Annotated in this window: 29 protein-coding genes and 1 pseudogene; 18 read left to right on the top strand and 12 right to left on the bottom strand. The window is 69.5% G+C overall.

All coding sequences use genetic code 11. The features are described 5' to 3' along the window. Nucleotides 1-47: 47 nt before the first annotated feature. The 11 genes from ACWEIJ_RS37210 to ACWEIJ_RS37160 all read right to left on the bottom strand — a co-directional run bounded on the left by ACWEIJ_RS37210 (nucleotide 48) and on the right by ACWEIJ_RS37160 (nucleotide 9885). Nucleotides 48-1091: an XdhC family protein gene (locus tag ACWEIJ_RS37210; protein ID WP_449841956.1), complete on the bottom strand. Its 1044-nt coding sequence runs from the start codon at nucleotides 1089-1091 to the stop codon at nucleotides 48-50. Continuing rightward, on the bottom strand, nucleotides 1084-1968 hold the full coding sequence (locus tag ACWEIJ_RS37205) for a fumarylacetoacetate hydrolase family protein (protein ID WP_449841955.1): 885 nt from the start codon (nucleotides 1966-1968) through the stop codon (nucleotides 1084-1086). The genes ACWEIJ_RS37210 and ACWEIJ_RS37205 overlap by 8 nt, the downstream gene beginning before the upstream one ends. Beyond that, a complete protein-coding gene (locus ACWEIJ_RS37200) occupies nucleotides 1965-2375 on the bottom strand; it encodes a RidA family protein (protein ID WP_449841954.1) in 411 nt (136 codons plus the stop codon). Before ACWEIJ_RS37200 ends, ACWEIJ_RS37205 begins: the two co-directional genes overlap by 4 nt. 11 nt (nucleotides 2376-2386) lie before the next feature. Continuing rightward, nucleotides 2387-2848, bottom strand: coding sequence for a cupin domain-containing protein (locus tag ACWEIJ_RS37195; protein ID WP_449841953.1), 462 nt, complete (start codon nucleotides 2846-2848; stop codon nucleotides 2387-2389). Then, a complete protein-coding gene (locus ACWEIJ_RS37190) occupies nucleotides 2845-3492 on the bottom strand; it encodes a hypothetical protein (protein WP_449841952.1) in 648 nt (215 codons plus the stop codon). The genes ACWEIJ_RS37195 and ACWEIJ_RS37190 overlap by 4 nt, the downstream gene beginning before the upstream one ends. Then, complete coding sequence (locus ACWEIJ_RS37185; protein ID WP_449841951.1) at nucleotides 3489-5081, bottom strand: FAD-dependent monooxygenase; 1593 nt, start codon at nucleotides 5079-5081, stop codon at nucleotides 3489-3491. Before ACWEIJ_RS37185 ends, ACWEIJ_RS37190 begins: the two co-directional genes overlap by 4 nt. Further along, nucleotides 5078-5812: an SDR family NAD(P)-dependent oxidoreductase gene (locus ACWEIJ_RS37180; RefSeq protein ID WP_449841950.1), complete on the bottom strand. Its 735-nt coding sequence runs from the start codon at nucleotides 5810-5812 to the stop codon at nucleotides 5078-5080. Before ACWEIJ_RS37180 ends, ACWEIJ_RS37185 begins: the two co-directional genes overlap by 4 nt. Before the next feature lie 20 nt (nucleotides 5813-5832). Further along, entirely contained in the window at nucleotides 5833-7377 is a 1545-nt protein-coding gene (locus ACWEIJ_RS37175; protein WP_449841949.1) for a phytoene desaturase family protein, read from the bottom strand. Next, complete coding sequence (locus tag ACWEIJ_RS37170) at nucleotides 7374-8435, bottom strand: Ldh family oxidoreductase (RefSeq protein ID WP_449841948.1); 1062 nt, start codon at nucleotides 8433-8435, stop codon at nucleotides 7374-7376. Before ACWEIJ_RS37170 ends, ACWEIJ_RS37175 begins: the two co-directional genes overlap by 4 nt. Nucleotides 8436-8531: 96 nt before the next feature. Continuing rightward, a complete protein-coding gene (locus ACWEIJ_RS37165) occupies nucleotides 8532-8891 on the bottom strand; it encodes a hypothetical protein (protein ID WP_449841947.1) in 360 nt (119 codons plus the stop codon). A 58-nt stretch (nucleotides 8892-8949) separates the two neighbouring features. Continuing rightward, on the bottom strand, nucleotides 8950-9885 hold the full coding sequence (locus ACWEIJ_RS37160) for an AraC family transcriptional regulator (protein ID WP_449841946.1): 936 nt from the start codon (nucleotides 9883-9885) through the stop codon (nucleotides 8950-8952). Nucleotides 9886-10083: 198 nt separating this feature from the next. Between ACWEIJ_RS37160 and ACWEIJ_RS37155 the strand changes: the two genes are divergently transcribed. The 17 genes from ACWEIJ_RS37155 to ACWEIJ_RS37075 all read left to right on the top strand — a co-directional run bounded on the left by ACWEIJ_RS37155 (nucleotide 10084) and on the right by ACWEIJ_RS37075 (nucleotide 22971). Further along, nucleotides 10084-10872, top strand: a complete 789-nt coding sequence (locus ACWEIJ_RS37155) for an SDR family oxidoreductase (RefSeq protein WP_449841945.1) — start codon at nucleotides 10084-10086, stop codon at nucleotides 10870-10872. Nucleotides 10873-10877: 5 nt separating this feature from the next. Continuing rightward, nucleotides 10878-12107, top strand: a complete 1230-nt coding sequence (locus ACWEIJ_RS37150; protein WP_449841944.1) for a styrene monooxygenase/indole monooxygenase family protein — start codon at nucleotides 10878-10880, stop codon at nucleotides 12105-12107. Then, nucleotides 12104-12619, top strand: a complete 516-nt coding sequence (locus tag ACWEIJ_RS37145) for a flavin reductase family protein (RefSeq protein WP_449841943.1) — start codon at nucleotides 12104-12106, stop codon at nucleotides 12617-12619. Before ACWEIJ_RS37150 ends, ACWEIJ_RS37145 begins: the two co-directional genes overlap by 4 nt. Before the next feature lie 11 nt (nucleotides 12620-12630). Then, nucleotides 12631-13479, top strand: a complete 849-nt coding sequence (locus ACWEIJ_RS37140) for an FAD binding domain-containing protein (RefSeq protein ID WP_449841942.1) — start codon at nucleotides 12631-12633, stop codon at nucleotides 13477-13479. Further along, nucleotides 13476-13943, top strand: coding sequence for a (2Fe-2S)-binding protein (locus ACWEIJ_RS37135; protein WP_449841941.1), 468 nt, complete (start codon nucleotides 13476-13478; stop codon nucleotides 13941-13943). The genes ACWEIJ_RS37140 and ACWEIJ_RS37135 overlap by 4 nt, the downstream gene beginning before the upstream one ends. Next, nucleotides 13940-16384, top strand: coding sequence for a xanthine dehydrogenase family protein molybdopterin-binding subunit (locus ACWEIJ_RS37130; RefSeq protein WP_449841940.1), 2445 nt, complete (start codon nucleotides 13940-13942; stop codon nucleotides 16382-16384). Before ACWEIJ_RS37135 ends, ACWEIJ_RS37130 begins: the two co-directional genes overlap by 4 nt. Beyond that, nucleotides 16381-16806 (top strand): SRPBCC domain-containing protein, encoded by a 426-nt coding sequence (locus tag ACWEIJ_RS37125; RefSeq protein WP_449841939.1) that lies wholly within the window; start codon nucleotides 16381-16383, stop codon nucleotides 16804-16806. Before ACWEIJ_RS37130 ends, ACWEIJ_RS37125 begins: the two co-directional genes overlap by 4 nt. A gap of 10 nt (nucleotides 16807-16816) precedes the next feature. Then, a complete protein-coding gene (locus ACWEIJ_RS37120) occupies nucleotides 16817-17734 on the top strand; it encodes an amidohydrolase family protein (protein ID WP_449841938.1) in 918 nt (305 codons plus the stop codon). Between the two features lie 125 nt (nucleotides 17735-17859). Further along, nucleotides 17860-18063 carry a hypothetical protein gene (locus ACWEIJ_RS37115; protein WP_449841937.1) on the top strand — a complete coding sequence of 68 codons (204 nt, stop codon included), beginning with the start codon at nucleotides 17860-17862 and terminating at the stop codon, nucleotides 18061-18063. A 142-nt stretch (nucleotides 18064-18205) separates the two neighbouring features. Beyond that, nucleotides 18206-18640 carry a hypothetical protein gene (locus ACWEIJ_RS37110; RefSeq protein ID WP_449841936.1) on the top strand — a complete coding sequence of 145 codons (435 nt, stop codon included), beginning with the start codon at nucleotides 18206-18208 and terminating at the stop codon, nucleotides 18638-18640. Between the two features lie 480 nt (nucleotides 18641-19120). Further along, nucleotides 19121-19528, top strand: a complete 408-nt coding sequence (locus ACWEIJ_RS37105) for a nuclear transport factor 2 family protein (protein WP_449841935.1) — start codon at nucleotides 19121-19123, stop codon at nucleotides 19526-19528. A gap of 321 nt (nucleotides 19529-19849) precedes the next feature. Continuing rightward, a complete protein-coding gene (locus ACWEIJ_RS37100; RefSeq protein ID WP_449841934.1) occupies nucleotides 19850-20245 on the top strand; it encodes an alpha/beta hydrolase in 396 nt (131 codons plus the stop codon). Between the two features lie 10 nt (nucleotides 20246-20255). Further along, nucleotides 20256-20708, top strand: coding sequence for a hypothetical protein (locus tag ACWEIJ_RS37095; RefSeq protein WP_449841933.1), 453 nt, complete (start codon nucleotides 20256-20258; stop codon nucleotides 20706-20708). Nucleotides 20709-20780: 72 nt separating this feature from the next. Continuing rightward, nucleotides 20781-21098 carry an alpha/beta fold hydrolase gene (locus ACWEIJ_RS37090; protein WP_449841932.1) on the top strand — a complete coding sequence of 106 codons (318 nt, stop codon included), beginning with the start codon at nucleotides 20781-20783 and terminating at the stop codon, nucleotides 21096-21098. Then, the gene (locus ACWEIJ_RS37085; protein WP_449841931.1) at nucleotides 21070-21786 is read left to right on the top strand and encodes an alpha/beta hydrolase; all 717 of its coding nucleotides are present in this window, start codon (nucleotides 21070-21072) and stop codon (nucleotides 21784-21786) included. The genes ACWEIJ_RS37090 and ACWEIJ_RS37085 overlap by 29 nt, the downstream gene beginning before the upstream one ends. 502 nt (nucleotides 21787-22288) lie before the next feature. Continuing rightward, nucleotides 22289-22534, top strand: a complete 246-nt coding sequence (locus tag ACWEIJ_RS37080; RefSeq protein ID WP_449841930.1) for a hypothetical protein — start codon at nucleotides 22289-22291, stop codon at nucleotides 22532-22534. Continuing rightward, nucleotides 22531-22971: a hypothetical protein gene (locus ACWEIJ_RS37075; RefSeq protein ID WP_449841929.1), complete on the top strand. Its 441-nt coding sequence runs from the start codon at nucleotides 22531-22533 to the stop codon at nucleotides 22969-22971. Before ACWEIJ_RS37080 ends, ACWEIJ_RS37075 begins: the two co-directional genes overlap by 4 nt. A 9-nt stretch (nucleotides 22972-22980) precedes the next feature. On the opposite strand, the gene ACWEIJ_RS37070 is transcribed toward ACWEIJ_RS37075, so the two are convergent. After that, nucleotides 22981-24146, bottom strand: a protein-coding gene (locus ACWEIJ_RS37070; RefSeq protein ID WP_449841928.1) for an IS3 family transposase whose coding sequence is annotated in 2 segments (ribosomal slippage) — nucleotides 22981-23859 and nucleotides 23862-24146 — 1164 coding nt in all. Because the reading frame shifts where the segments join, the coding sequence is not laid out codon by codon here. A gap of 359 nt (nucleotides 24147-24505) precedes the next feature. On the opposite strand from ACWEIJ_RS37070, the pseudogene ACWEIJ_RS37065 reads away from it, so the two are divergent. After that, nucleotides 24506-25144 (top strand): annotated as a pseudogene (locus ACWEIJ_RS37065) (hypothetical protein); the annotation flags it as partial.

Raw genomic sequence — 25144 nt, 5'->3', positions numbered from 1 at the left:
ACCCTTCGACTGGACCTTCACACGCGACGACCTGCTGTCGCGACGTCTCACGCGCAGCGCGGGCGTTCGGCGTTCGTCGTCCGGTCGTGCAACGGCCCTGCGGTGTGCGTGAGGCGCAGGCCCGCGCGGTCCGTCTGGAGAGCGATGATCTCCGCGGCGATGGACACCGCGGTCTCCTCCGGGGTGCGCGCTCCCAGGTCGAGCCCGATCGGGGAGGAGAGGGTGGCCAGCTCGTCCTCGGTGAGTCCGGCGGCGCGCAGCCGGGTCAGCCGGTCGTCGTGGGTGCGGCGCGAACCCATCGCGCCCACGTAGCCGAGATCGGCCCGCAGGGCGATTTCCAGCACGGGAACGTCGAACTTCGCGTCGTGGGTCAGGACGGCCACGACGGTGCGGGCGTCCACCCTGCCCGCTGCGACCTCGGCGGCCAGGTAGCGGTGTGGCCAGTCGACGACGACTTCGTCGGCTTCCGGGAACCGGGCGCTGGTGGCGAACACCGGACGGGCGTCGCACACGGTCACGCGGTAGCCGAGGAACGCGCCGAGCTGTGCGGTCGCGCGAGCGAAGTCGATCGCGCCGAACACCAGCATCCGCGGGGGTGGCTGGAAGGTGTGGACGAACTCCCTCGTTCCGGTGGCTACCTGGAATTCCGTTGTGTCGGGCCAGATCACGCGATGAGTTCCCACCTGCGTCGCATCCGGGTGCTCGATGACGGTGGCCAGTGCGACGGACCGGTTGTCGTGCACGGCGTCGACCAGGGCGCCGAACTCGGGCAGGCTGGCGCGTGAGATCCGGCTGACGAGGACTTCGATGGTCCCGCCGCAGGTCAGGCCTACGGCGAAGGCGTCGGAGTCGGCGATGCCGAACCGTTGCCGCACAGGCACTCCGTCGGCGAGTGTCTGCAGGGCCAACTCGTACACGGCCGCCTCGACGCATCCGCCCGAGATGCTGCCGGAGACTGTTCCGTCCGCGGCGACGATCATCGTGGTGCCGGGTGGGCGGGGAGCCGAGGACGAGGTGGCGATCACGGTCGCGACACCGACCTCCTCGCCTCGGCTCCATCGTTCGTACAGGTCGTCGAGGACGTCACGCATAGCTGCTCAACTCGCGGGCGACCACGCGGTTGCGGAGCTCGCCGAGGCCGCTCACCTCGGTGACCACCTCGTCGCCCGGCTGGAGGAACACCTGGGGCTCACGGGCGTTGCCGATGCCGCTCGGGGTGCCGGTGAGGATCACGTCGCCGGCCCGCAGGGTCATGCCCCAGCTCAGCTCGGCGATGATCCGCTCGAACCGGAACGCGACCTGTGCGGTGGAGGCCTCCTGAAGCACGTCCCCGTTGAGCAGGCATCGCAAGGTGAGGGCGTACGGGTCGTCGATCTCGTCGCGAGTGGTGATCCACGGGCCGAGCGGCATGGTCGCGTCGATGCTCTTGCCCTTGAGCCACTGGCCGCCGTGCCTGCGTTGGAGGTCGCGCTGGGACACGTCGTTGGCGACGCAGAAGCCGAACACATGCTCCCAGGCCCGCTCTTCGGGGATGGACCGGCCGTCCTTGCCGATGACGAGCGCGACCTCGGCCTCGTAGTCCCACTTCGCGGAGATGGCCGGATCGAAGGCGATGGGGTCGTGCGGGCCGATGACGGTGTCGGGGCCCTTGGTGAAGAACGTGGGGTGCCGGGGCCGTTCCGCCGGGTCCTGGCCTTCGCGCTTGCCGCTGGACTCCTCGAAGTGGTCCCAGTAGTTCCAGCCGGTGCACAGGATGTCGCGGCGGAACCTGCGCAGCGGCGCCACGAGCTGCACAGAGCTCAGCGGGACGACATCGCCGAGGTCGTGCCGGATCGCGGCGAGCGCTTCGGGACCGCCGCAGACGACGTCGTCCAGCGTCGGGGCCGACGCCGGGAGAACCGCGACACCGTGGTCGTACACCGCTGCGAGGTGTTCCTTGCCGTCCACCAGGACGGTGGCCAGCCTCACCGCTGCACGTCCTCGGGCAGCACGGCGATGGCGTTGATCTCGATCAGGTAGTCCTTGTTCACGAACTTGGAGACCTCGACCATGGTGGAGGCCGGTGCCACGCCGGTGAAGTACTGCCGGCGCACCGCGTGGATCGCGTCGAAGTCCTCCATGTTGCGCACGTACACGTCGACGCGTGCGATGTCGTCGAGCGTGCCGCCCGCTGCCTTCACCGCGGCCTCGAGGTTCTGGCACACCTGGTGGGTCTGCGCGGTGATGTCACCGACACCGGTGACGCCGCCGGCGGCGTTGCGGGCGGTCATGCCGGAGATGAACAGCAGACGGCCCTGTGCCGCAGCGACGGTGGCCTGCGCGAAGTGTCCGTTCGGGACGGCGAGGTCGGGTGAGATGACTTGCTGCTTGGGCATGGAGTGCTCCTTCAGCGGGCGTCCGCCGGGTCGCTGTACCAGTCGGGCTGGGTGGGGTAGTGCGGTCCGTCGTAGATCTCGAGCAGCACGGAGTCCTCTTCGGCGACGGTCGGGCCGTGCGCGGCTCCCTTGGGGTTCCAGTAGAAGGCGCCCTCGGTGAGGGTGATGCCGGTCGGTACGTAGGTGTAGCGGCCGCTCAGGCAGTACATGAACTGGTTCGAGGCGTGGGCGTGCCGGGACGGAATGCCCGATCCCCGCTGGAAGCGCACGAGTGCGATGGACGCGCCGGTTTCGTCGTCACGCCACAACATCTTGTGCGACAGGCCGGCGAGCGTCTTGTCGATCCACTCGAGGTCGCCTGTCTGCAGCAGGATTTCCTGGAAGCGGCTGAGCGCGCCTTCTTGCTGCGGCACGCGGGCGCGGTCGGCGGCCTCTCCCGAGTACGCCGCGGGCGCCGAGAGGTTCGTCGTCATCGGTTCTCTCCCAGGTATTTCAGTTCGATCAGGCGACTGCGGTAGCGGGTGCTTCCCGTGTTGACGAACGGTTCGACGTCACCGGGCTCGCCGTAGTGAACGGAGCCGGCCTCGTCGCCGTCGAGCGTGATGACCACGTGCGGGTTGCGGCGCTGGTGGCGGGGGAACGACGCGCCGGGGTCGAGCACGATCTCCCACGCACGCACCAGGTCCGTCTCGAACACGACGTGGTGGCCGGCCGGGTCCCCGCCCGCGGGCGCGGGCTTCGGGACGAGCACGGGTACCACGTCGCCGACCGCGTGCTCGCCGATGTCGAGCAGCTCGACCAGGCGGTTGCGGTAGTACGTCGCGCCGACGTTGGTGAGCATGTGCACCGGCGAGGTCGGCCGGAAGATCACGCCGCCGACGTACTCGTTCACGTAACGCGGTGGTGCGCCGTCGAGCCAGTCCATCCGGCCGGGGGAGGCCTCGAGGTTCACCACGAGGTACGGGTTGTGGTGCAGGTGCCACGGCTGCGACTCCCCTGGTGCGAGCGCCACCTCCCACACCCGCACCCGGTCGTTGACCAGCAGCTCGGTCTGGCCGATGTCGGCGAGCACGACCGGTGTCCCGTCCGGGGCGTGCACGGTGGTTCCCGCTGTCACGTCAGCACTCCTTCCACCGGCGCCCGGCCGGTGATCCGCGTGTACGCCTCGCCGATCGGGTCGTGACCGGCGTCGGCGGGGTCGAACGGCACGATCGCCGCGACGTGCCCGTCCGGACGGACCAGCACGGCGGTGTTCGGCACGACACCGAGCCGCCGGGTCGCCAACTCGCCGGGATCGAACAACGCGCGGTCGCGCAGACCGGAATCCATGGGCGCGTCCCAGCGGCTGACCAGGTGTCGCCGCAACGCGGGAGAGCCCGCGGGCAGCTGCGGGGTGCGGCGTGCGTCGGCGAAGTACAGTGCCACGAACGCGTCGGCGCACAGGTCGTGGACGTGCACGGCGCCGTCCGGGCCGAAGAGCCGCACGTCCGGCAGCCGGTCTCCGGCCCGGACCTGGCCCGGTGAGTCGCCGGTGGCGATCATCGACCAGTCGTCCGTGCCGCCGACGTCGAGCCGGACACCCAGCAACGACCGGGTCATCGCGACGCCCCAGCCGCCACCGGCCATCGCGGACACGCCGTCGTGCCGGCGGTCCATGTAGGCGCGTGCGGCCTCGGCCATCTCGCCCGAGCCCCGGATCGCGACCGGGGACTGCTCCCGCTCGTATCCGTCCAAAATAGACTGGTCGGCCCAGCCTCTCAGCACCCACGCCAGGCGCCACGGCAGGTTCGACGCGTCGAGCACGCCGGTGTTGAGTCCCAGCGCCCACATCGGGGTGATCAGGTGAGCGGCGTCGCCCAGCAGGAACACCCGGCCGTCGCGCCAGCGATCGGCCACCCGGTGGTGCACGGGGTAGATGTTGGTGCCCAGGACGCGCAGACCGTCGACGTCACCGATGAACCGCTTCGCCTTCGCCACGAGCTCGGCGCGGTCCGGTTCCGGCTTGCCGGGTTCCAGCGGGTAGAGGAACCGCCAGCAGTGCGGCTGCCGCACCAGGATCATCCACTCGGCGGGGTCGCCGAAGTAGGCCAGGTACGGGTAGTCGCGCGGGTTGGCCACGTCGAGATCCACTTCGAGGTCGACCAACATGTACCGCTGGTCGAGCGTGTGCCCCTCGACCGTGATGCCGAGCGCCTCGCGTGTCTGGGACCTGCCGCCGTCGCAGGCCAGCAGGTACTGCGCGGCGAACCGCCGTTCCCCGTCGGGTGTGTCGAGGCGGAGTTCGACGTGGTCGGCGTGCTGCTCGAATCCCGTCATCCGGTGTCGCATGTGGACGACACCGGGCGCCAGCTCCTCCAGCCTGCGCCGCAGCACGGGTTCCAGGTGGTGCTGCGGAATGTTGACCACGAAGGGAAAACGGGTGTCCCCGGCCAGCAAGCCGGTGCGCACGCTCTCCCGCGCTTGACCGGTCGCGCGGTCGAGGTCGCCGATCTCGTCGATGCGCAGCGATTCACGCAGCACCGCGTCGACGGCGTCGTACCGGTGGAGCACCTCCAGCGTGCGGGTGAGCACGGTGCCGGCTTTGGTGTCCAGCGAGAGCGTCTCGTCCTCTTCGAACACCATGACCGGGATTCCGTGGTGCACCAGCCCGAGTGCGGTGATGAGGCCGACGGGACCACCGCCGACCACGGCGACGGGCAGGCTCATGCCACCTCCTGGGCGAACGAACGTTCCCTGGTCAGCACCGAGCCGGTCATCGTGGCCGCGTCGGACAGCAGGAACAGCAGGCAGTCCACGACGTCCTGCGGCGAGCCGATCCCCGTGGTCGCGGCCCAGTGCTCGCGTTCGCCGCCGGTGGGGTTCGCCGCGCGGAACTGCGGCGTGTCGATCACGCCGGGGAAGACCACGTTGACGCGCACCCGGTAGTCGGCCACCTCGGCGGCCAGCGACTTCGCGAATGGGATCAGCGCACCCTTGCTCGCCGCGTAGGCCGACGCCTGGGCCCGGCCCGCGTGGGCGAGGCCGGAGGAGAACACGACGATGCTGCCGGACCGCTGGGCGATCATGCCGGGCAACACCGCCTGGGCGCACCACACGACGCCGTCCAGGTTCACCGCGAGCACCCGCCGCCAGACGTCGGGATCCATGCCCACGACGTCGCTGCGCGGCTGCACCGCGGCACCCGCCACCAACGCGTCGATCCGGCCGTACCTGCGCAGGACCTCGTCGACGGCGAACACGACCGCATCCCGGTCGGACACGTCGACGCGGTGCTGCTCGACACCGGAGATGCCGTCGAGCTCCTCGGCGTGGGCGACGTCGAACACCACCGCGGTTCCGCCGCGTTCGGCGAACGCGCGGGCGGTGGCCGCGCCGATGCCGTTCGCGCCACCGGTCACCACCAGGACCTCGCCCTGGGCGTCGAATGTGGATTTCATCGGTTCTCCTCGAGTTCGAGTCAGCCGAGCAGGCGCTGCGCCACCAGATGTCCTGAGGCGCCGCCGAGACCGGGGCCGGGGTGCGTGGACGCGCCGATGTGCCAGAGACCGGGCACGGCGCCCCTGGGACCTGGCCGCCAGAGGAAGCTCTGGTCGAGCTCACCGGAGCCGCCGTACGGGTCGCCGTGGACGGCGTTCACGTTGTGGGCGGCCAGATCGACCGGCGTGACCACGTCGACCGCGCGGATGGTGGCGGCGAGGCCGGGAGCGTGCGCGGCGACCCGGTCGAGCACCCGCGTCGCGTAGGCATCGGCCAGCTCGCGGGTCCATCCGTTGCTCGTGTCGAGCTCACCGGCGGCGTCACCGGCCGGGGCGAACGGCACCTCCTGCAGCTGTAGCCACAGCGCGGCGGCGCCGGGGGGAACGCGCGACGGGTCGAGCACGTGTTGCTGTCCCACGACAACGGTCGGCTTGGCAGGCAACAGTCCCGCTTCGGCCTGTGCGCAGGCGATGCCGGTGCTCCCCGATCCGTCCGACAGGTGGATGAGCGGGACCTGGCCGAGCAGGGCGTCACTCCACGCGGGCGGCTCGGACAGTGCGACGTGGATCTGCATGGCCGCGCGCCCGTAGCGGAACCGTTCGGCCCGCTCGGCGAAGCGCGCTTCGACGGCGTCACGGGGCAGCAGATCCCGCACGAGCGCGGTCGGCGTGCACGACGTGAGCACCGCCCGCCTGGCCTTGATCCGCCGTCCCGCCGCGACCACGCCGACGGCCCGCCCGCCTTCGACGACGACGCGTTCGACGTGGGTCCCGGTGTGCACCTGTACACCCAGCTCGGCGAACAGCTTGCCGAACGCCTCGATCAGCCCGGCCGACCCGCCCGCGACGACGGGCAACCCGAAGCCGTGCATCGTCACCGCCAGCACCGGGATCATCAACCCTCCCGCGGCGTGGTCGGGGGAGAGGCCCGCGTGCAGCAGCCACGGCGACCACAGATGGTCGACCTCGTCGCCGCGGAATTCCCGGCGGCAGTAGGCGCGTCCGCTGGTGACGGTGTCGCGCAACAGGCGGGTACCGGCCGCACGAGCGAGCTTGAGTCCTTTGAGGACAGCTGACGGCGTGCGGAGTTCCGAGCCGAGCAGTGCGCCGAACGGTTCGGCGATCTTGAGGAATCCGTTGACCGCGGCCAGGTACGCCTCGCCGTCCCGGCTGTCGGCGAACAGCCCTGCGGTGCGTTCGGGGTCGCGGTAGGCCAGGGTCGTCCGTCCGTCGTCGGCGACGCTGGCGGTCACCAGGTGGTCGGTGTTGCGGTATTCGAGGCCGTGCCGGTGCAGGTCGTCGCCGAGCGCGGCGTAGGCGGGCCCGGAGACGAACAGCGGATGCCAGGACGAGTAGGTGTCGTGCAGGTAGCCGGGCAGCGTGCGTTCCTCGGTGGCGATGAACCCGCCGAGCGAGTCGTTGCGCTCCAGCAGGGCGACCGACCAGCCGGCGTTGGCGAGCTCGGCGGCGGCGACGAGACCGTTGATGCCGGAACCGATGACGACGACGTCGACCTGGTCGCTCATCGTCCACCGCCCGCCAGGACGAGCTCGACACCGAGCTCACGCGCGGTTTCCGCGAGGGCGGCGCGCACCGCGGGTTCCAGCCGGACACCTTCGGCACGAGCCTTCTCGTGGCGCAGCGCCTCCAGTTCCCCTGGCAGGTACACCCGTTCCACACCCGGTGCAGTCGGTGAGGTGGTGATCGCTTCGGCGAAGTCGCGCATGCGGTCCGCGAAACCGGCGCCGAAGGAGGCCGGGTCGAGCGCCAGGAAGAAGTGGGCGCAGTCGTTGGGCACCGCGGTGTCGGCGTAAAGCCCGGCCACGGACGCGCCGAACGCTCCGCCGGACAGCACCCCGGTGAGCACGTCGACCAGCACAGCGAGCCCGTATCCCTTGGGACCACCGGAAGGGAGCAGCATTCCCGCGAGTGCGGCGGCGGGATCCGTGGTGGGAACGCCGTGGCCGTCGGTGGCCCAGGTGGCCGGGATGTCCCTGTCCTCCGCAGCCGCGATGCGGATCTTGCCGAGCGCGGCCTCGGACAGCGCCATGTCGAGCACGATCGGGGCGCGGCCCGCGACCGGTGCCGCCAGTGCCAGCGGGTTGTTGCCGACGACCGGCGACGCTCCACCCGGAGCCGGCATCAGCGGCCGGGTGTTGGCGGCGGCGAGCCCGATGAAACCCTGCTCGGCGGCGGCGAGCACGTAGCGGAAGGCACCACCGAAGTGGAACGCGTGCCGGACGGTGACGGCGCCGATGCCGAACTGCCGCGCCTTGGTCACGGCCAGCCGCATCGCCTGGTCGCCGGTCAGCTGGCCGAGCGCGTTGCCGCCGTCCAGCGTCGCCACCGCACCCAGGTCGGCCACGGTGGCGGCGATCTCCGCGGTGCTGACCGAGCCGCGGCGGATGCGGTCCACGTACATCGGGACGAGCATCGTGCCGTGGGACGGAATTCCGCGGCAGTCAGCGTCCACAAGGGACTTCGCGACGGTCTGCGCGGCCCGGTCGGCGAGTCCCGCCGCGGCGAAGATCCGGCGGATCGTCGCGGTGAGCTCGGCGATCGGAACCGTGTCCTGCTCGTCCACCTGGCACCTCGCTGCGTCGTCGGTCGGCGATGTCGGGCAACCGTAGGAGTGGGCGCGGTGAGCGGCTATCCGTTCCGCGCGGCCACTGTCCACTCGTCAGGCGACGAGCCGCAGTGGGGTCCGGTCCCGCCGCGCGGCGTTGATGCTCGCCCGGCAGGACCGGAGGATCTGGCGGTTCGCGGCGGTGTCCGGGAACCGGAAGCAGCGCCGGCAGGTCAACCGGATCGAGCCGGTCAGCTCGTCGAACGCGACGTCGAGCGGGATGTCGCAGCGGCGGCACCAGCGGTGGCCGGTCAGCTGGATCGCGTGCGCGGGGGACGAGACGCAGTGGTGCAGCCAGCGGCGGTGCAGCGGGCAGGTCAGGCGTTCGTGCGGGGACAGGCCGAGCTGTTCCACCGCGGAGTCCTCGGCGGACAGCGTTGCCGCCAGGGAGGAGTCGGGGTTCACGTTGTCCATGAGCCGACGTTAGGTGGCCCAGGTCACACGAGATATCCGGGGAACGTCGCGGCTGTCCTCATCGCGAGCGCGTGCCGCGCAACGTCGCGGACGGCGACTCCCCGAACCGTTCCCGGTACTGCACGGCGAACCGGCCGGCGTGCAGGAAACCCCACCGTGTCGCGACGTCCGTGACGCTGACCCTGGTGGGGTCGGCCAGCTCCAGCTCGGCCCGCACCTGGCGCAGCCGCACCTCGCGCAGGTAGTTCATCGGCGTGGTGTCGAGGAACCGCCGGAACCCCTCCTGCAACGCGCGGACGCCGAGGCCGACCGCCTCCGCGACGTCTTCCACCGTGAGTGGCTCACTGGCGTGCGCCTCGATCAGGTCCACCGCCTGCTTGATGACCTTCGGTGTGCCGGTCATCGGGTCGTGGTGCAGCTGGGCGCTGTAGTTGTTCGGCTGGGCGAGCAGGAGCTGGCTGAACAGCAGCCGTTGCAGCTCGGTCATCGCCAGCGGCTCGGCGGGGATCCGGCCGCCCGAGTCGACTTCGGTGCGCAGCAGGTCGACCACGTTGCGCCAGGAACGCGCGGCTTGCACGGTCAGGTCCATGCCGAGGTCGAACCGCAGCGGCCGGGGCAGCGGTTTGCCGAGCATCCTGCTCAGGTGCTGTTCGAGCGCGACGCGTTCGATCCAGACGATCAGCTGAGGATTGTCCGCGCCCCAGCGCATCACCAGTTCCTCGTCGGGCGACGGCACGGAGGCCATCAACGGGTCGGAGAGCAGTCGCTCCCGGCCGCAGGTGATCTCGGCGCGGCCGGCCAGCGGCATCTGCACGAGGAAGAAGTCCTGCAACCGGCCGGGGGCGATTCGGACCTCGGCGCCGTAGTCGAGGTAGTGCAGGCCGATCTCACCCAGCCGCACCGAGTGGAACCGTGCGTCGAGCGAACGCGCACCGACCGGGGCGAGCTGGTGCGTGCAGAAGGCACGGGCCACCAGCTCACGGGCCTCGTCCACGTCACGTGTGTGGAGGTGCTCTCCGTGAGCGAGGGGGAGTGTGTCCCCGTGCTCTGTCATGCAGGTCACTATCCGCCAAATCCGCTCGGGACGCGACAGCCCTCCGCGCAAAACGCACAGTCACCGCGCGCGACGGATAGCTGAGGCCCCGATCACAGACCTACCGTCCCCCACCAACCCGAGACACCGGGAGGTGCGATGCAGGGAAAGACCGCAGTCGTGACCGGCGGCGCGACGATCATCGGCCAGGCCGTGGTCCGCGCGCTGTACACGGCCGGGGCCAACGTGGTCATCGCCGACATCGACGACGTCGGTGCGAAGACCGTCGCCGCGGAGCTCGGCCCGAGCGTGCTGGCTGAGCACACCGACATCACCGACGACGAGGCGATCGCGCGGTGCGTCGCCACCGCGGCAGGCCGGTTCGGCGGGATCGACGTCCTGGTCAACCTGGCCTGCGCCTATGTGGACGACGGCGCGGAGTCCACTCGCGACCAGTGGACGCGGGCGCTCGACGTGAATCTGGTGAGTGCGGCGATGTTCACCAAGGCCGTTCGCCCGCATCTGGCTGCCCGCGGTGGTGGCGCGATCGTGAACTTCACGTCCATCTCGGCGAAGGTCGCGCAGACCGGCCGCTGGGTCTACCCGGTGAGCAAGGCCGCGATGGTGCAGCTGACCCGCAACATGGCACTCGACCTGGCCTCCGACGGCATCCGCGTCAACTCGGTCAGCCCGGGGTGGACGTGGTCGAAGGTGATGGACGAGCTCAGCGGTTCCGACCGGGCGCGCACCGACCGGGTCGCCGCGCCGTTCCACCTGCTCGGCCGGGTCGGCGACGCCGAGGAGGTCGCCGCCGTTGTGGCGTTCCTCTGCTCCGACGCCGCCTCCTTCGTGACCGGGGCCGACTGGGCCGTCGACGGCGGCTACTCCGCCATGGGCCCCGAACAGGCCGTCCCCGCCATCCCGCAGCTCAGCGACCCCCGGAGGTAACCCCCATGCGCTCCATCACCATCGTCGGCGCGGGCCAGGCGGGCCTGCAGCTCGGCATCGGCCTGCTCGACCACGGCTACGACGTCACGATCGTCTCCAACCGGACGCCGGACGAGATCCGGACCGGCAAGGTCATGTCCAGCCAGTGCATGTTCGGCGGCGCGCTGGCCCGCGAGCGCACGCTGGGCCTGAACCTGTGGGACGACGCGTGTCCGCCCGTCGAGGGCATCTCGGTCACCGTGCCCGACGGCGCGGGCGGGAAGGCCATCTCCTGGGCGTCGCGGCTGGACGTGCCCGCGCAGTCGGTGGACCAGCGGGTGAAGATGCCCGCCTGGATGAACGAGTTCGAGCTGCGCGGCGGCAAGCTGGACTACACGGACGCGGGCGTCGAGCACCTGGAGTCGTACACGCGGTCGTCGGATCTGGTGATCGTGGCCGCCGGCAAGGGTGAGATCGCCCGGCTCTTCGAACGCGACGCGGAACGCAGCACCTACGACGCGCCGCAGCGGGCGCTCGCACTGACCTACGTCACCGGCATGCGACCGCGCGAAGAGCACTCGGCGGTGTCGTTCAACCTCATTCCCGGTGTGGGGGAGTACTTCGCGTTCCCCGCCCTCACCACGACCGGCCCGTGCGAGATCATGGTCTTCGAAGGTGTGCCGGGCGGTCCGCTGGACTGCTGGGGTGAGGTCCGCTCGCCGCAGGAGCACCTGGAGAACTCGTTGCGCATCCTGCGGCAGTTCCTGCCGTGGGAGGCCGAGCGCTGCGGTGACATCGCGCTGACCGACGACAACGGTGTGCTCGCCGGCCGGTTCCCGCCGACCGTGCGCAAGCCCGTCGGCGTGCTGCCGTCCGGCGCCACCGTGCTGGGCCTCGCGGACGTGGTGCTGCTCAACGACCCGATCACCGGGCAGGGCTCCAACAACGCCAGCAAGTGCGCCGCCTCCTACCTGTCGAGCATCCTCGAGCACGGCGACCGGCCGTTCGACGGCGCGTTCATGCAGGAGACCTTCGAGCGGTACTGGGACTATGCGCAGTACGTGGCCGCGTGGACCAACGCGCTGCTGGCCCCGCCTCCGCCGCACGTGCTCGACCTGATCGGCGCAGCCGGCACGCATCCGCGCATCGCCCGCCGGTTCGTCAACGGCTTCGACGATCCGCGCGACTTCTTCCACTGGTTCATGGACCCCGCTTCCGCGCAGCGCTACCTCTCCACCGTTGGAGGACAGGCATGACCACACTCACGGAGCAGCCGTTGCGCGCCTTCGGTCCACGTGACTTCCGGGCCGCGCTGGGCCGCTACGCCACCGGCGTCACGGTGATCACGACCCGCACCCCTGATGGGCGGCTCATCGGCGTCACCGCCAACTCGTTCACCTCGGTGTCCCTGGAGCCGCCGCTGGTGTCGTGGTGCCCGGCCAAGCGCGCGCCCAGCCTGCCCGACCTGCAGCGCGCCACGCACTTCGCCGTCAACGTGCTCGCCGCGGACCAGCACCACCTCTCCGGGCAGTTCGCCACGCCCGCGCCGGACAAGTTCGCCGGCGTGCCGATCACCGATGGCCTGCACGGCGTGCCCCTGCTCGACGGCGCGCTCGCCCGCTTCGAGTGCCGGACCGTGCGCTGGGTGGACGCGGGCGACCACGTGATCTGCCTCGGCGAGGTCGAGCGCTTCGACACCGCCGACGGCGAACCGCTGGTGTTCCACGCCGGTGCGTACCACGTGGCGGCACGTCACCCCGAGTGCTGAGGCGGACCGCCGTGATCCTGCCTCCGATCCAGTACCTGCGTCCCGCCACGCCGGCCGATGCCGTCGCGACTCTGTCCGAGGTGGACGGAAGTGTCGTGCTGGCAGGCGGCCAGACGCTGCTCAACGTGCTCAAGCTCGACCTCGCGCATCCGGCCGCGCTGGTCGACGTGCACCGCATCGACGCCCTGCGCGGTGTCCGGCACACCGAGGACGGCACGCTCGTCATCGGTGCCGCCACGACCTACGCCGAGCTGGCCTCGTCGCCGGACGTGCGGCGGACCCACCCCGACGTGGCCGACATGGCAGCAGGCCTGGTCGACCGCCAGGTCCGCAACCGCGGCACCATCGGCGGCAACTGCTGCCTCAACGACCCGACGAACAACTTCCCTCCGTTGCTGGTGGCACTCGACGCCCGCTTCCGGATCCTCGGCGTCGCGGGAGAGCGGGTGCTGCGTGCCGACGAGTTCTTCCTCGGCACCCTGACCACGGCGGTGGGCAGGGCGGAGCTGCTCACCGCGATCGAGATCCCGGCGCTGCCACACGGTTCCGTGGTGGCGCACGAACATCTGCAGGTGGGCGCCGACTCGTGGGCACTGGCCCGTGCCGTCGTGCGGCTCGACGTGACCGACCGTGTGGTCACCGACGCCCGTGTCGTGCTCGGGGCCGTTTACGGATCACCGCTGCGACTGTCCGAAGTGGAGCGGACGCTCGTCGGTTCGGCGCCGGGCGATCTGCGCGAGGTGGAGCTCGACTTGGACACGGCGGACGACGTGCACGGATCGGCGGCCTATCGCCGCGAGATGGCGGAAGTCCAGCTGCGGCGCGCCGTGCGTGCCGCGGTGGAGAGGAGCGGGCGATGACCGAGATCAACGTGACCGTCGACGGCAAGCAGGAGACCGGCGCGGTGCAGGACCGGACGCTGCTCGTGCACTGGCTGCGCGATGCTCTCGACAAGCGCGGCCCGAAGATCGGGTGTGACACCGGCAACTGCGGCGCGTGCACCGTGCGGTGGGACGGTCAGCTGGTCAAGTCCTGCATGGTGCTGGCAGTGCAGGCTGACGGCGGCACCGTCGAGACTGCCGCCTCATTGTCCGAAGAGGACGGATCGCTCAACCGTCTCCAGCAGTGCTTCAAGGACCACCACGCGCTGCAGTGCGGTTACTGCACCTCCGGGATGCTCATGACCGCGACCGACTTCCTGTGCTCCGGTGAGCTGGTGACCGAGGAGACCACTCGCCGTGCCCTCAAGGGCAACGTCTGCCGGTGCACCGGCTACCACAACATCGTGCGGGCCATCCGCGCCGCCGCCGAGGAGACGCCGTGACCTCAGACCAGATCACGCGCCCGGCGGTGCGGTTCACCGGGAAACCGATGCCCCGCAAGGAGGACGACCGGCTGCTCAAGGCGCAGGGGGAGTTCGGTGACGACACTCCCGTCGCCCGTCTCGCCTATGTCGTCTTCGTACGATCCCCGTACGCACACGCCCGCATCGCCTCGATCGCCGTGTCCGCCGCAGAGCGGGTCGACGGCTACCTCGGCTGCCTTCTGCCCGACGAGGTCGAGCAGCTGACCGAGCCGTACATGGAGCTGCAGGGACCGCCCGCCGACGTGGAGGTCGACCGCTGCCTCGCCTCCGGTGGTGTCGTGCGCTTCTCCGGCGAGCCGGTGGTCGCGGTGGCGGCCTCCTCGCGGGAGGCGGCGCGGGACGCGGCGGCGGCTGTCGTCGTCGACTACACACCTCTGCCGCACGTGGTCGACGCCAGGAGCGCTGTGCTGCCCGACGCGCCACAGGTGCACGAGCAGATCGGTTCGAACGTGGCGTTCGACGCGCTCTACGACTGGGGCGACATCGATTTCGCCCTGGAGAACGCCGACCACGTGATCGAGGTCGACGAGCTGCACTTCCACCGGTTCTCCTCGACGCCGCTGGAGTGCGGCGTGGTCACCGTCGAGTACGACGCCGGCGTCGACACGTTCACCTTCACCGGAGGGTTCGCCACGCCGCAGCTCGCGACGTTCAACCTGGCGGTGGCGCTGCGGCACCCCGCGAACCGGTTGCGCGTGCTGAGCAAGGACTTCGGCGGCTCGTTCGGCGTCAAGCTCAACACCCACATCCCCGCCACCGCGGCGGCTCTGCTGGCCCGCAAGCTCGGCCGGCCGATGCGCTGGACCGAGACCCGCAGCGAACACCACCTCATGGGTGGGCACGGCAACGAGAGGTGGTTCCGCGACGTCAAGATGGCCGTGCAGTCCGACGGCACCGTGCTCGGCCTGACCTACGACGCGCTGGACGACGTCGGCGCCTACACCCGGTACGAGCCGCTCGGTGGCGTGATCTGGACCCAGGTCGCCAACGCCTGCTACCAGCTCAAGCACCTCAAGGTGCGCTACCGGTCCATCTACACCAACAAGGGTCCGGTGCACCCCAACCGCGGGTACTCCCGCATGCAGCACATGTGGCTCGTGGAGCGGATGATGGACATCGCCGCGCACAAGCTCGGGTTCGACCCGGTCGAGTTCCGCCTGCGCAACTACGTCCAGCCCGACCAGTACCCCTACACGACGGTCAACGGCTGCGTCTACGACTCGGGTGACCTGCCGCTGTCGTTGCGCAAGGCCCTCGACCTCATCGACTACCCCGGCGCGCGTCGGCTGCAACGCGAGCTGGCGGGCACCGGTAAGCGGGTCGGCATCGGCATCGGGTCCACTTTGGACTCGGGGACGAACAACTTCGCCCAGGCCCGGCTGGTCAACGCGCACCTGCCGTTCGGCGGCAACACCGAGGGTGCCCTGGTCCGGCTGGGTGCCGACGGCTCGGTCTACGCGACCACCGGCGGGGTTGCGTTCGGGCAGGGACACGAGACCACGGTCGCCCAGGTCGTCGCGGACATGCTCGGCGTGGCTTACGACGACGTGCACGTGCAGCGCGGCAGTGATTCGTCGTTGTCCGCGCAGACCGGATTCTCCGGCTCCTACGCGTCCCAGTTCGCCGTCACGGGCATCGGCGCGATGATCAACGCGACCAAGCGGCTGATCCGGGAGATCTCGCTGGTCGCTGCGGCGACGCTGAAGTGCGAGCCCGAGGAGATCGAGCTCGCCGACGGCACCGCGCGGGTGCGGACCGACCCGGAGCGGGCACTGCCGCTGGCCGCGGTCGCCGGCATCGTGCACTTCTCGCCGATCGACCTGCCCCCCGAGGTGGCCGAGGAGGTCGGACTCGTGGCCAGATCGGTGTACCGCGCCCCGTTCGAGCTGCCCGACCTGAACCGCAAGTACGGCAACCTCACCCTCACCTACGCGACCCAGATCCACGCCTGCGTGGTGGAGATCGACGAGGAGACCGGGCACACGAAGCTGCTGCGCTACGCGATGGTCGACGACTGTGGCACACCGATCAACCCCATGGTGATCGAGGGCCAGGTGCACGGCGCGACCGTGCACGGCATCTCCGCGGCCCTGTTCGAGCACTTCGCCTACGACGAGCACGGACAGCTGGCGGCCGGCAACTTCTACGACTACCACGCTGCGACGGCGCTGGACCTGCCGAGCTTCGGCTACGACAGCGTCGTGAGCCCCTCCCCGTTCACCCCGATCGGCGCCAAGGGCATGGGGGAGGGCGGCGGTGCTCCGTTGCACGCTTTGAGCGCCGCGATCCAGGACGCCATCGGCACTCGCGGCATGGTGCTCATGTCGTTCAACCCACCGGAGCGGGTGCTCCAGCTGCTGCGCGGTCTCGACGCCGAGAAGGTGCAGGTGCTCCGATGATGCTGACCGGCCGCTTCGAGACGTCGGCCGCCGCGACGGCGCTGCTCGCGTTGCACGGAGGCGTGGACGCGCTCGCCGCGGTGCCCACGCTGCGGGACGTCCGGCTCGACGGCTCAGGCAACGTGCGCGCGGTTTTCACACCGCGCAGCACGTTCGTGCCCATGCCGTTCTCGATCACCGTGGCAGTCCAACAGGCAGGCGCCGAGGGTGCGGTCCTGTCGGTGCACGGCACGCGGGGGCCCACGGCGGTCGATGTCGTGCTCGTGCTCGGTTTCACGCCGTGTCCACAGGGGACGTACGTCTCCTGGGCAGCGGACGTCGCCGTCCGCGGGCCCGCGGCCACCGTCGGACAACGCGTGGTCCGCGACCTCGTGTCGTCCGCGCTCGAAGAAATCCTCCACGACACCGCCGCCGTTGCCTGAAGGAGAACCGGTGCCCTCGATCGACCTGCACGTACATCTCGCTCCCGCGCTGGACGGCGTCGCCGAGACAGGACCACCTGCCCTGCACCGGCCGGACGAAGCCGAGGCGTACCTCGATCGGGCCGGCCTCGACCTCGCTGTCGTGTCCGTCCCACCGCCGTTCTTCCGCCAACCCGCTCCTGAGGACTGGGTGCGCGCACTGAACGACGGTCTCCTGCGCGCGGTGGAAGGACGTCCCCGCCTGCGTCCGCTGGCCTATCTGCCGCTCGAGGACCCGGACCTCGCCAGGCGGGAGCTCGACCGCGTCGCGGCCGATCCGCGGTTCGCGGGTGTTTGCGGGGCCGCGGGCGGCGCGTCGGTGAGCCTGGCCGATCCGCGGTTCGAACCGTTGTGGAGCGCGCTGTCCGGCCGCCTGTTGCTCCTGCATCCGGGTGCCTCGCCCGACGACCGGCTCGAGGACTTCTACCTGCACAACCTGCTCGGCAACCCGGTCGAGACCGCGGTCGCGGCGGCGCAACTGGTGTTCGGTGACGTCCTGGCCCGGCACCCGGACCTGCGTGTGCTGCTCGTGCACTGCGGCGGATGTGTGCCCGCGGTGGCCGGTCGCTGGCAACGCGGGCTCGTCACCTCCCGCCCAGGTGTGCCGAAGACCGTCGAGCCACCGCTGACCGCGTTGCGGCGCATGTACGTCGACTGCCTGGCACACGACCCCGGACTCGTGGACCAGGCGGTGGAGGTGTTCGGCGAGGACCGCCTCGTCCTCGGCAGCGACTGGCCGTTCGCGATGGGTGCCGACGATCCTCGCCTGCAGATCGTCCGCCGCGGACCCGCTTTCGTCGACCGGGTGTCCACGACGAACGCCATGCGGGCGCTGGGCTCGCACATCGGACAGGTGCCGCGTTTGCCGCATGTCGCCTGTGACGGCTGACACCTAGCGTCGTCGTCACCAGCAATTCCACCTCCGAGCAGGCGGTGATCCTCATGTTCGAGACGACGGACCTCAGCTGCCGGGCAGTGGCAGTCCTTCGGGCGATCCGATGCGGACGCGTCCAGGTGAGCCTGAGCAGCGAGCCGGATTTCCTGGTCGACGGGCTGGCGTTCTGCGACCAGCCCTCGGCACGCGCCCTGGTCCACGCCGGTCTGGTGCGTCCGGCGCGTCCCGGCCGGATCGGCGACTTCGTGGCGGCGACGCTGACCGACACCGGTCACGTCGTGCTCGCGGATGCGGACCGGAGCCTGCGCGGTTCCGTCGCGTGAGTGCGGTCGGTCGGAAGCTTGCGGCGCCGGCTCGAAGTGCGGATGGGCTGAGATTGGACGGTGCAGCAGGCAGGAATCTGGTCGCTGGGCTCGGAGCGCGGATGGAGTCTCTACGCGGTACGAGCCCGGTGAGCTGATCGCGGTGTCGCACCGGAGCGGTGTGGAAGCAGGCCGTACGACCCTCCGCTCGGCCGGCGCTGCGCGGTTGCGGCTGCGGGCCGAGACGACGGAGCCGCAGGGACCCGACGACCTGGCCTACATGTGGGTCGAGCTCGCCGACGAAGACGATGGCGTCGACTTCGGCACCGACGACGACATCGTCGTGGAGCTGTCAGGCCCCGGCACTCTCGCAGCCTTCGGCAGCGCGGCCCCTTCCACGACCGAGACATACACCGACAACGTCCGCAGCACCTACCGCGGCCGTGCCATCGCGATCATCCGCGGTACGGACCACAGCGGCGAGGTCGACATCCGCGCCACATCCAAGCGACACGGCGAAGCGTCGCCAACGCTGACTTCCACCGGCGCCGAGCACACCGCGACCGGCGGCGTCGCGCACTCCCGAAGCGACTCGTAACGACCGCGGCAGAGCCGAAGAACGCCGGCAGCGTCCCTGCCGCTCGAACCCGCCACGTTCGGCTCCATCGCCGTCATCGGGCAGCTCGCGGACAGCAAACGGGACCTGCTCGGACCGTGGGTGTTCGACGGACGACACCGCAGAGATCGTCACCGTCCTCGAAGGACTGCGATCCAGATGAAGATCGAAGTCGACCAGCTGTCCGACGAACTGGCCCGCGCCCTGTCCGAAACCCTCCGGCCGGAGATCCGCTGCAACCGCGACACCGGCCACCGGTGCTGAAACCGGAGGGTCCGCCCGTCGACGCGCTCGGAACTCATCAGCTGTCGTCCCCACTCCGCATGTTTGGTCGATTAAGCGTACCAGTCGGTTGTCCTAACCGACTGGTACTGCTACTTTTGTATGCACCGAAGCCGGAAGCCTCCGCATCGGTCGAGAGCCCCCTGAAGGACGACGATGACTGACACGACAACGTCACTGATGACTGACGACGAGATGGCAGTCCGCGCCGCGTCCGCGGCCTTCGCCCAGGCGATGGGGGCGATGGATCTCGAGGCGATGAAAGATCTGTGGGACGACGGCTACGAGCACCTGGTCTACCAGCCGGAGGAGATCGAAGCCGCCTTGACGACGTGGGACGCGATCGTCGACTACTGGCGCCGGCTGCCGGGATTCGTCGACCGGGTCGAAGGGCGTGAGTTCAGCAGCGAGGTCGCTGTGCTCGGCGATGTCGCGCTCGTCTACTGGCGGGGCCACACCACGGTCGAGTTCAAGCACTCCAGCGAGTCGCTCGCCGGCGACTCACGGCTCTCGGCCGCTCTGCGCCGGACTGACGCTGGTTGGCGATTCATCCACTGGCACGAGTCGCGCCAGCTCGTCACCGGGTGAGGGCACGACCATGAGCACGGGAGTTCCGCAGCTGTCCCGCGGGGACGCGGGTTTCGCTGAGCGCCTGCACGGGCTGGCGTTCACCAAGCTGCGGTTCGACCGCGCACCCGACCTCGTCTCGCCACGGACCGAAACAACCCGTCGAGCAGCTGGTAGGGCTTCGCGACCTGGCTGCGCTCGCTCGCCGGAGGTGCGAAGGCAGTCCCGTCGCCCGCGACGGCCGGACCGGCCGTCGCGCAGGAGCTGGCGGGCAACTCCTACCAGGCGATCTGGTGCGAGGACTGGAAGTGGCGGGTCGGCGGGTACCGCGAGCTGCGGGCGTTGCGCGACCAGGCCGCCGCGCTCGCCCCGCACACGAAGCTCAGCCCGTTCTGGAACGACGTCGCCGCCTGCCTCGGCTGGCCGGCCGAGGTGAGCAATCCGCAGCACCGCCTGGCGATCTCGAACGCGCCGAAGATCCTGATCATGACGTCCGCCGCCGACGCCGGGGCGCCGAGGGCGTGGAACGTCGCCGTGTCACAGCAGATCAGCAACTCCGTGCTGCTGAACACCGACGGTGGCGGTCATGGCCCGTACACGCTCAGCAGCTGCGTACGGACGTACTTCACCAGGTACCTGATCGACCTCGTCATGCCCACACGCGGCACCCACTGCGCCGCGGAATACCCGACGGCCCCGCCCGCGAGCGCCGTGTCCGCCCAACGCTCTCTCATCTGACGGAGGAACTGTGTTCAGGCGTTTGTTCGTTTCGGCGCTGGTGTCGGTGGTTGCGACATCGACGCTCACCGGCACCGGCCAGGCCGCGGCCCAGCCGTACGTCCCGGCGCTCACCTGGGCCCCGTGCCAGGAAGGCAAGCCGGGCGAGTGCGCCACCGTGCAGGTGCCGGTCGACTGGAACAACCCGAAGGGCGAGAAGGTCGGCGTCGTCATCGGGCGGGTGAAGGCCAAGGAGCCGGAGCACCGGATCGGCGTGCTGTTCCTCGCCCCCGGCGGTCCAGGCCAGTCCGGGATCGACATCTTCACGCTGAGCCGCAGCCGGTTGAGCACCGGCGAGCTGAGCAAGCGGTTCGACATCGTCACCTGGGACCAGCGCGGTGTCGGCCGCAGCAACGAGATCAAGTGCAGCCTGGACCTGCTCAACCAGTGGCCGGCGGACTACCCGTCCAGTGAGCAGGCCTAGCAGGACCTGCTGGCGTACAACGCGAAGCTCGGCGCCGACTGCCGCAAGCACACCGGCCCGGTCTTCGACCACGTGGACACGCTCAGCGCCATGCGCGACCTGGACGCCATCCGCGCCGCGCTGGGTGAGGAGAAGATCAGTCTGCACGGCACCTCGTACGGCACCCAGGTGGGACAGCAGTACGCCGAGCTGTACCCCGATCGCCTTCGTGCCATGGCGCTCGACTCGAACATGGACCACAGCATCACCTCGGCCGAGCGCTACCTCACCACTGCCAGCGCGGATCTGGAAGCTTCGTTCAACGCCTTCGCGGACTGGTGCGCCCGCACGGCGAACTGCCCGCTGCACGGACAGGACGTCCGTGCCCGCTGGGACGCACGCCAAGGCTGAGGCGGGCACACTGACCGACCCCGGCACCGGACAGGCGATTTCCGCGGGTGCGCTGCGCAACGAGCTGTTCAGGGCGATGTACGGCCCGTCGACCAGTTGGTACGGCATCGCCACTCGGCTGCGCTCGCTGTCCGAAGGCAGCGGCGCCGCGACCGTCCCGGTGCGCCGGGCAGCGGCCACGGGCGAGCTGGCGGGCAACCCCTACCAGCCGATCTGGTGCGGGGACTGGAAGTGGAAGATCAACGGGTACCGCGATCTGCGGGCGTTGCGCGAGCAGGCCGCCGCGGTCGCCCCGCACACGAAACTCATCGGGTACTGGTCCGACGTCGTCGCGTGCCTCGGCTGGCCCGGCAAGGTGAACAACCCGCAGCACCGGCTGTCGATCCGCAACACGCCGAAGATCCTCATCCTGAAGTCCGCCGCCGACGTCGGGACGCCGTCGGCGTGGAACTTCGCCGTGGCCAGTCAGATCCGTAACTCCGTGCTGCTGAGCTACGACGGCATCGGCCACGCCCAGTACTGGCAGAGCCCCTGCATGCAGTCCCACACCGACAGGTACCTGATCGATCTCGTCACGCCCGCGCCCGGTACCCATTGTGCTGCGGTCTACCCGACGGAGCTTCCGGCGACCGTCAGCGCCGCGGAAGCCGCACCGGCAGCGGCAGCGGCCCCGCGGCACCGGGCGTGAGGTCGTGATCGACTGCCGAATCGAGTCGATCACGGCTCAACCCTGTTGCGGCACAAGAGTAACCTCTGACGATCTCGGCTAAGCACCTGGCCACAAGCCCCGTCCGTTACACAGCCGCCCGAACGCAGCGTGCCGGTGCTCGATGAAGGGCGCATTCATCCACAGGTGGACAAATGCGCCGTTCATCGACGGCGAGCGCGCCACGCGTCAGAGCCCAGGTTTCGAACAAGACCTGTGGCCAACTGCTCAGCATCCGAAGATCGGCTCGGCCCACGGAGGTTTCCCGATGACGGTCCTTACCCGCGGGTGCTGTTCGGTGCTGCCTATTACCACGAGTACCAGCAGTACGACCGGCTCGGGACCGACCTGAACCTGATGGCACAGGCGCGTTTCACCGTCATCAGGGTCGGCGAGTCGGTGTGGTGTGCGCAGGGCCGGACTTTGGGGAGGGCGCCACGCAGACCTGCGCACAGCTCCTGTCGGGCGTCTGACCGGAAAGCTGGTGCTTGAAACCACCTTTGAGCTGGGCGAACGGCGGTGCCCGATGATCGGGCGGGTTGTTGCCGAGTCTGGCGAGCGGATCGTCCGCACGGTTACCGCGATCATGTCCGCGGTTGTGGGGCTGAGCTTCTTGTTCGGCTTCGGCAACGTGCTGAACCTCGCCTTGAGGCTGGGCGTGCCGGCTTGGGTGGCCCCGCTCGTCGCGCCCGCCGTCGATCTGACCATTCTCGGGTGTTGCTTGGCATGAGGTACCTGGCGTTGCACGGCACGGGCCGTGAGCTTCAGCGCCCTGCGCGAAGGCTTCTGCTGTTCGCGAGCATCGTCACGTTGGCGCTGAACGTCGCCGAGCCGATGTTGAACGGCGAGTTTGGCAGAGCCGCCTTCGACTCGATTGGTCCGCTGCTGCTGATCGGATGGGCTGAGGTCGGCCCCAACTTGCTACAAGCGATGGCGAGCGTGCGTCTTACGTCGTCGGCGGAACAGCCGTCCGTTAGCAACGATGACGGCCGGGTGTTCCGCGCGATCGACCCGCGCCACGACGATAGTGCTGTGGAGACGGGCGAAGTCGAAGGTTCGACCACATCTAGCGAGCTGCTTGCGAAGGCACGCCGCGCCGATGTTCAGCACTGGCTCGACCACAAACGGCCGATCTCGGCCGAGAGGGTCTGCTGCACGAGTAGGTGACAGTTGTAGTCACGCAGCCTGGCTGGCTGGCGTGGTCATAATTGCTTCGTATTCGACGGGGGTCAACCGGCCGAGGCCGGTCTGGCGTCGGCGGCGGTGGTAGGTGCGCTCGATCCAGGTGACGATCGCGATCCGCAGTTCGTCACGGGCCGACCAGGCGCGCCGGTCGAGAACGTTGTTCTGCAGCAGCGCGAAGAAGCTTTCCATGGCGGCGTTGTCCCCGGCTGCGCCGACCCGCCCCATCGAACCGGTCAGGCCCTGGGACGCGAGAGCGCGGACGAACTTTCTTGATCGGAATTGCGATCCGCGGTCGGTGTGCACCACGCAGCCGGCGACGTCACCGCGGTGGGCGAGGGCGTTGGTGAGCGCGGTGACGGCGAGGCGGGACTTCATCCGGGAGTCGATGGAGTAGCCGACGATCCGGTTGGAATAGACGTCCTTGATCGCGCAGAGATACAGCTTTCCTTCCGCGGTGCGGTGTTCGGTGATGTCGGCCAGCCACAGCCGGTTCGGTGCGGTGGCGGTGAAGTCGCGGCGGACCAGGTCGTCGTGCACGGGTGGGCCGGCCTTCTTGCCGTTGCGGCCGCGTCTCTTGCCGAACGCGCTCCACCAGCCCATGGACGAACAGATCCGCCACGCAGTCCGGTCCGCCATCGACCAGCCGGCGTCGCGGGCTTCGTCGGCCAGGAACCGGTAGCCGAACTCAGGGTCGTCGCGGTGCGCGTCGAACAACGCGTTCACCCGATGAGCCCGCTCGAGTTCGGTGGCGGTGACCGGGCGGGCACGCCACCGGTAGTACGGCTGTCGAGCGATGTTCAAGACCCGGCACGTCACCGCGACGGGAATCCCGTCCGCGGCGACCTCGTTCACGAGCGGGTAGAGCCTTTTCCCGGCAGGTTCGCCTGCGACAGATACGCCGTCGCCCGGCGCAGGACCTCGTTCTCCTGCTCGAGCAGCTTGATCCGCTTGCGGGCCTCGCGCAGCTCAGCCGAGTCGTTCCTGGTCACGCCTGGCTTGGCGCCCTCGTCGATCTCGGCCTGGCGCAGCCACTTGAACAGCGTCATCGGGTGGACCCCGAAGTCCTTCGCGATCTGCTCGACCGTCACGCCGGGCTCGCGGTCACGGGCGACCCGCACGACGTCGTCGCGGAACTCCTGGGGGTAGGGCTTGGGCACAGCGACATCCTCCCAGGCCAGCCTCGCGGCTAGCCATCTCAGATGTCACCAATCCGTGCAGCAGACCCAGACGCTGCGCCAACAGCTTGAAGTCAGTGCTGATCGTGCCCGCGAGCTTGTGTCGACAGTCCGCGCCGAGCTGGCAGACCGTATGAGATCTACCTGCTGACGTTGAACCCTCTCTGTGTGTGGCTTGATGGTCAATCTGCAGCGGATCGACCTGCATGGTTGGTTGAGAACCCGCTGATTAAGAGTCCTCGGGTGACCCGCCGTGGTGGTGCCAGGTGATGTCTGCTGATGCCGTTTCTGCACCTCAGGTCCATGGAGCAGGGGAGCGGCCTGTCGTTTCGTGTCGCCCGGTGTTGTCCCAGATCAAATGGCTCGGGCCCGCTTCGGGCTCGCAATCGGGTCTGCTGCAGGACGTGACGAGGGCAGTCACCGTGATCATCGCGACGGTTGTCGGCCTGACCTTCCTGTTCGGTTTCGGGAACGTACTCAGCCTGGCGCTGCGGCTCGGGGTACCGGTGTGGGTGGCTCCGCTCGTAGCTCCAGCAGTCGATCTGTCGATCCTCGGCCTGCTTCTGGCGACGAGGCACCTCGCGCTGCACGGAGTGGCCGTGGATGATCTCCGACCGTTGCGGAGGTTTACGTTGTTCGTGAGTGCCGTGTCGTTGGCCCTCAACGTTGCCGAACCGCTGCTGGCTGGGAAGTACGGCAAGGCGGCCTTCGACGCTGTCGGGCCGGTTTTGTTGGTCGGCTGGGCTGAGATCGGCCCGCAGGTCTTGCAAACGCTCGGTCGGACGCGGTCGGCTTTTGGCAGGGCGACCTCTGCGCCGTCAGTATTCGACGAACGAGCTGAGCCTGCTGCGGAGCCCACCTCAGTGCCTGCCGACGACTTGGCCCGTGTGGGCCTGACCCGTTTTGACGGACATCTGAGATCAGGGGTTTGCCCCTGGAAGGATGTCCTTATGAAGACCACGGGCTCGGACAAGCCCCGG

The sequence above is a fragment of the Lentzea sp. NPDC004789 genome (assembly GCF_053601075.1).
This window is presented reverse-complemented; position numbering and strand designations above follow the sequence as displayed.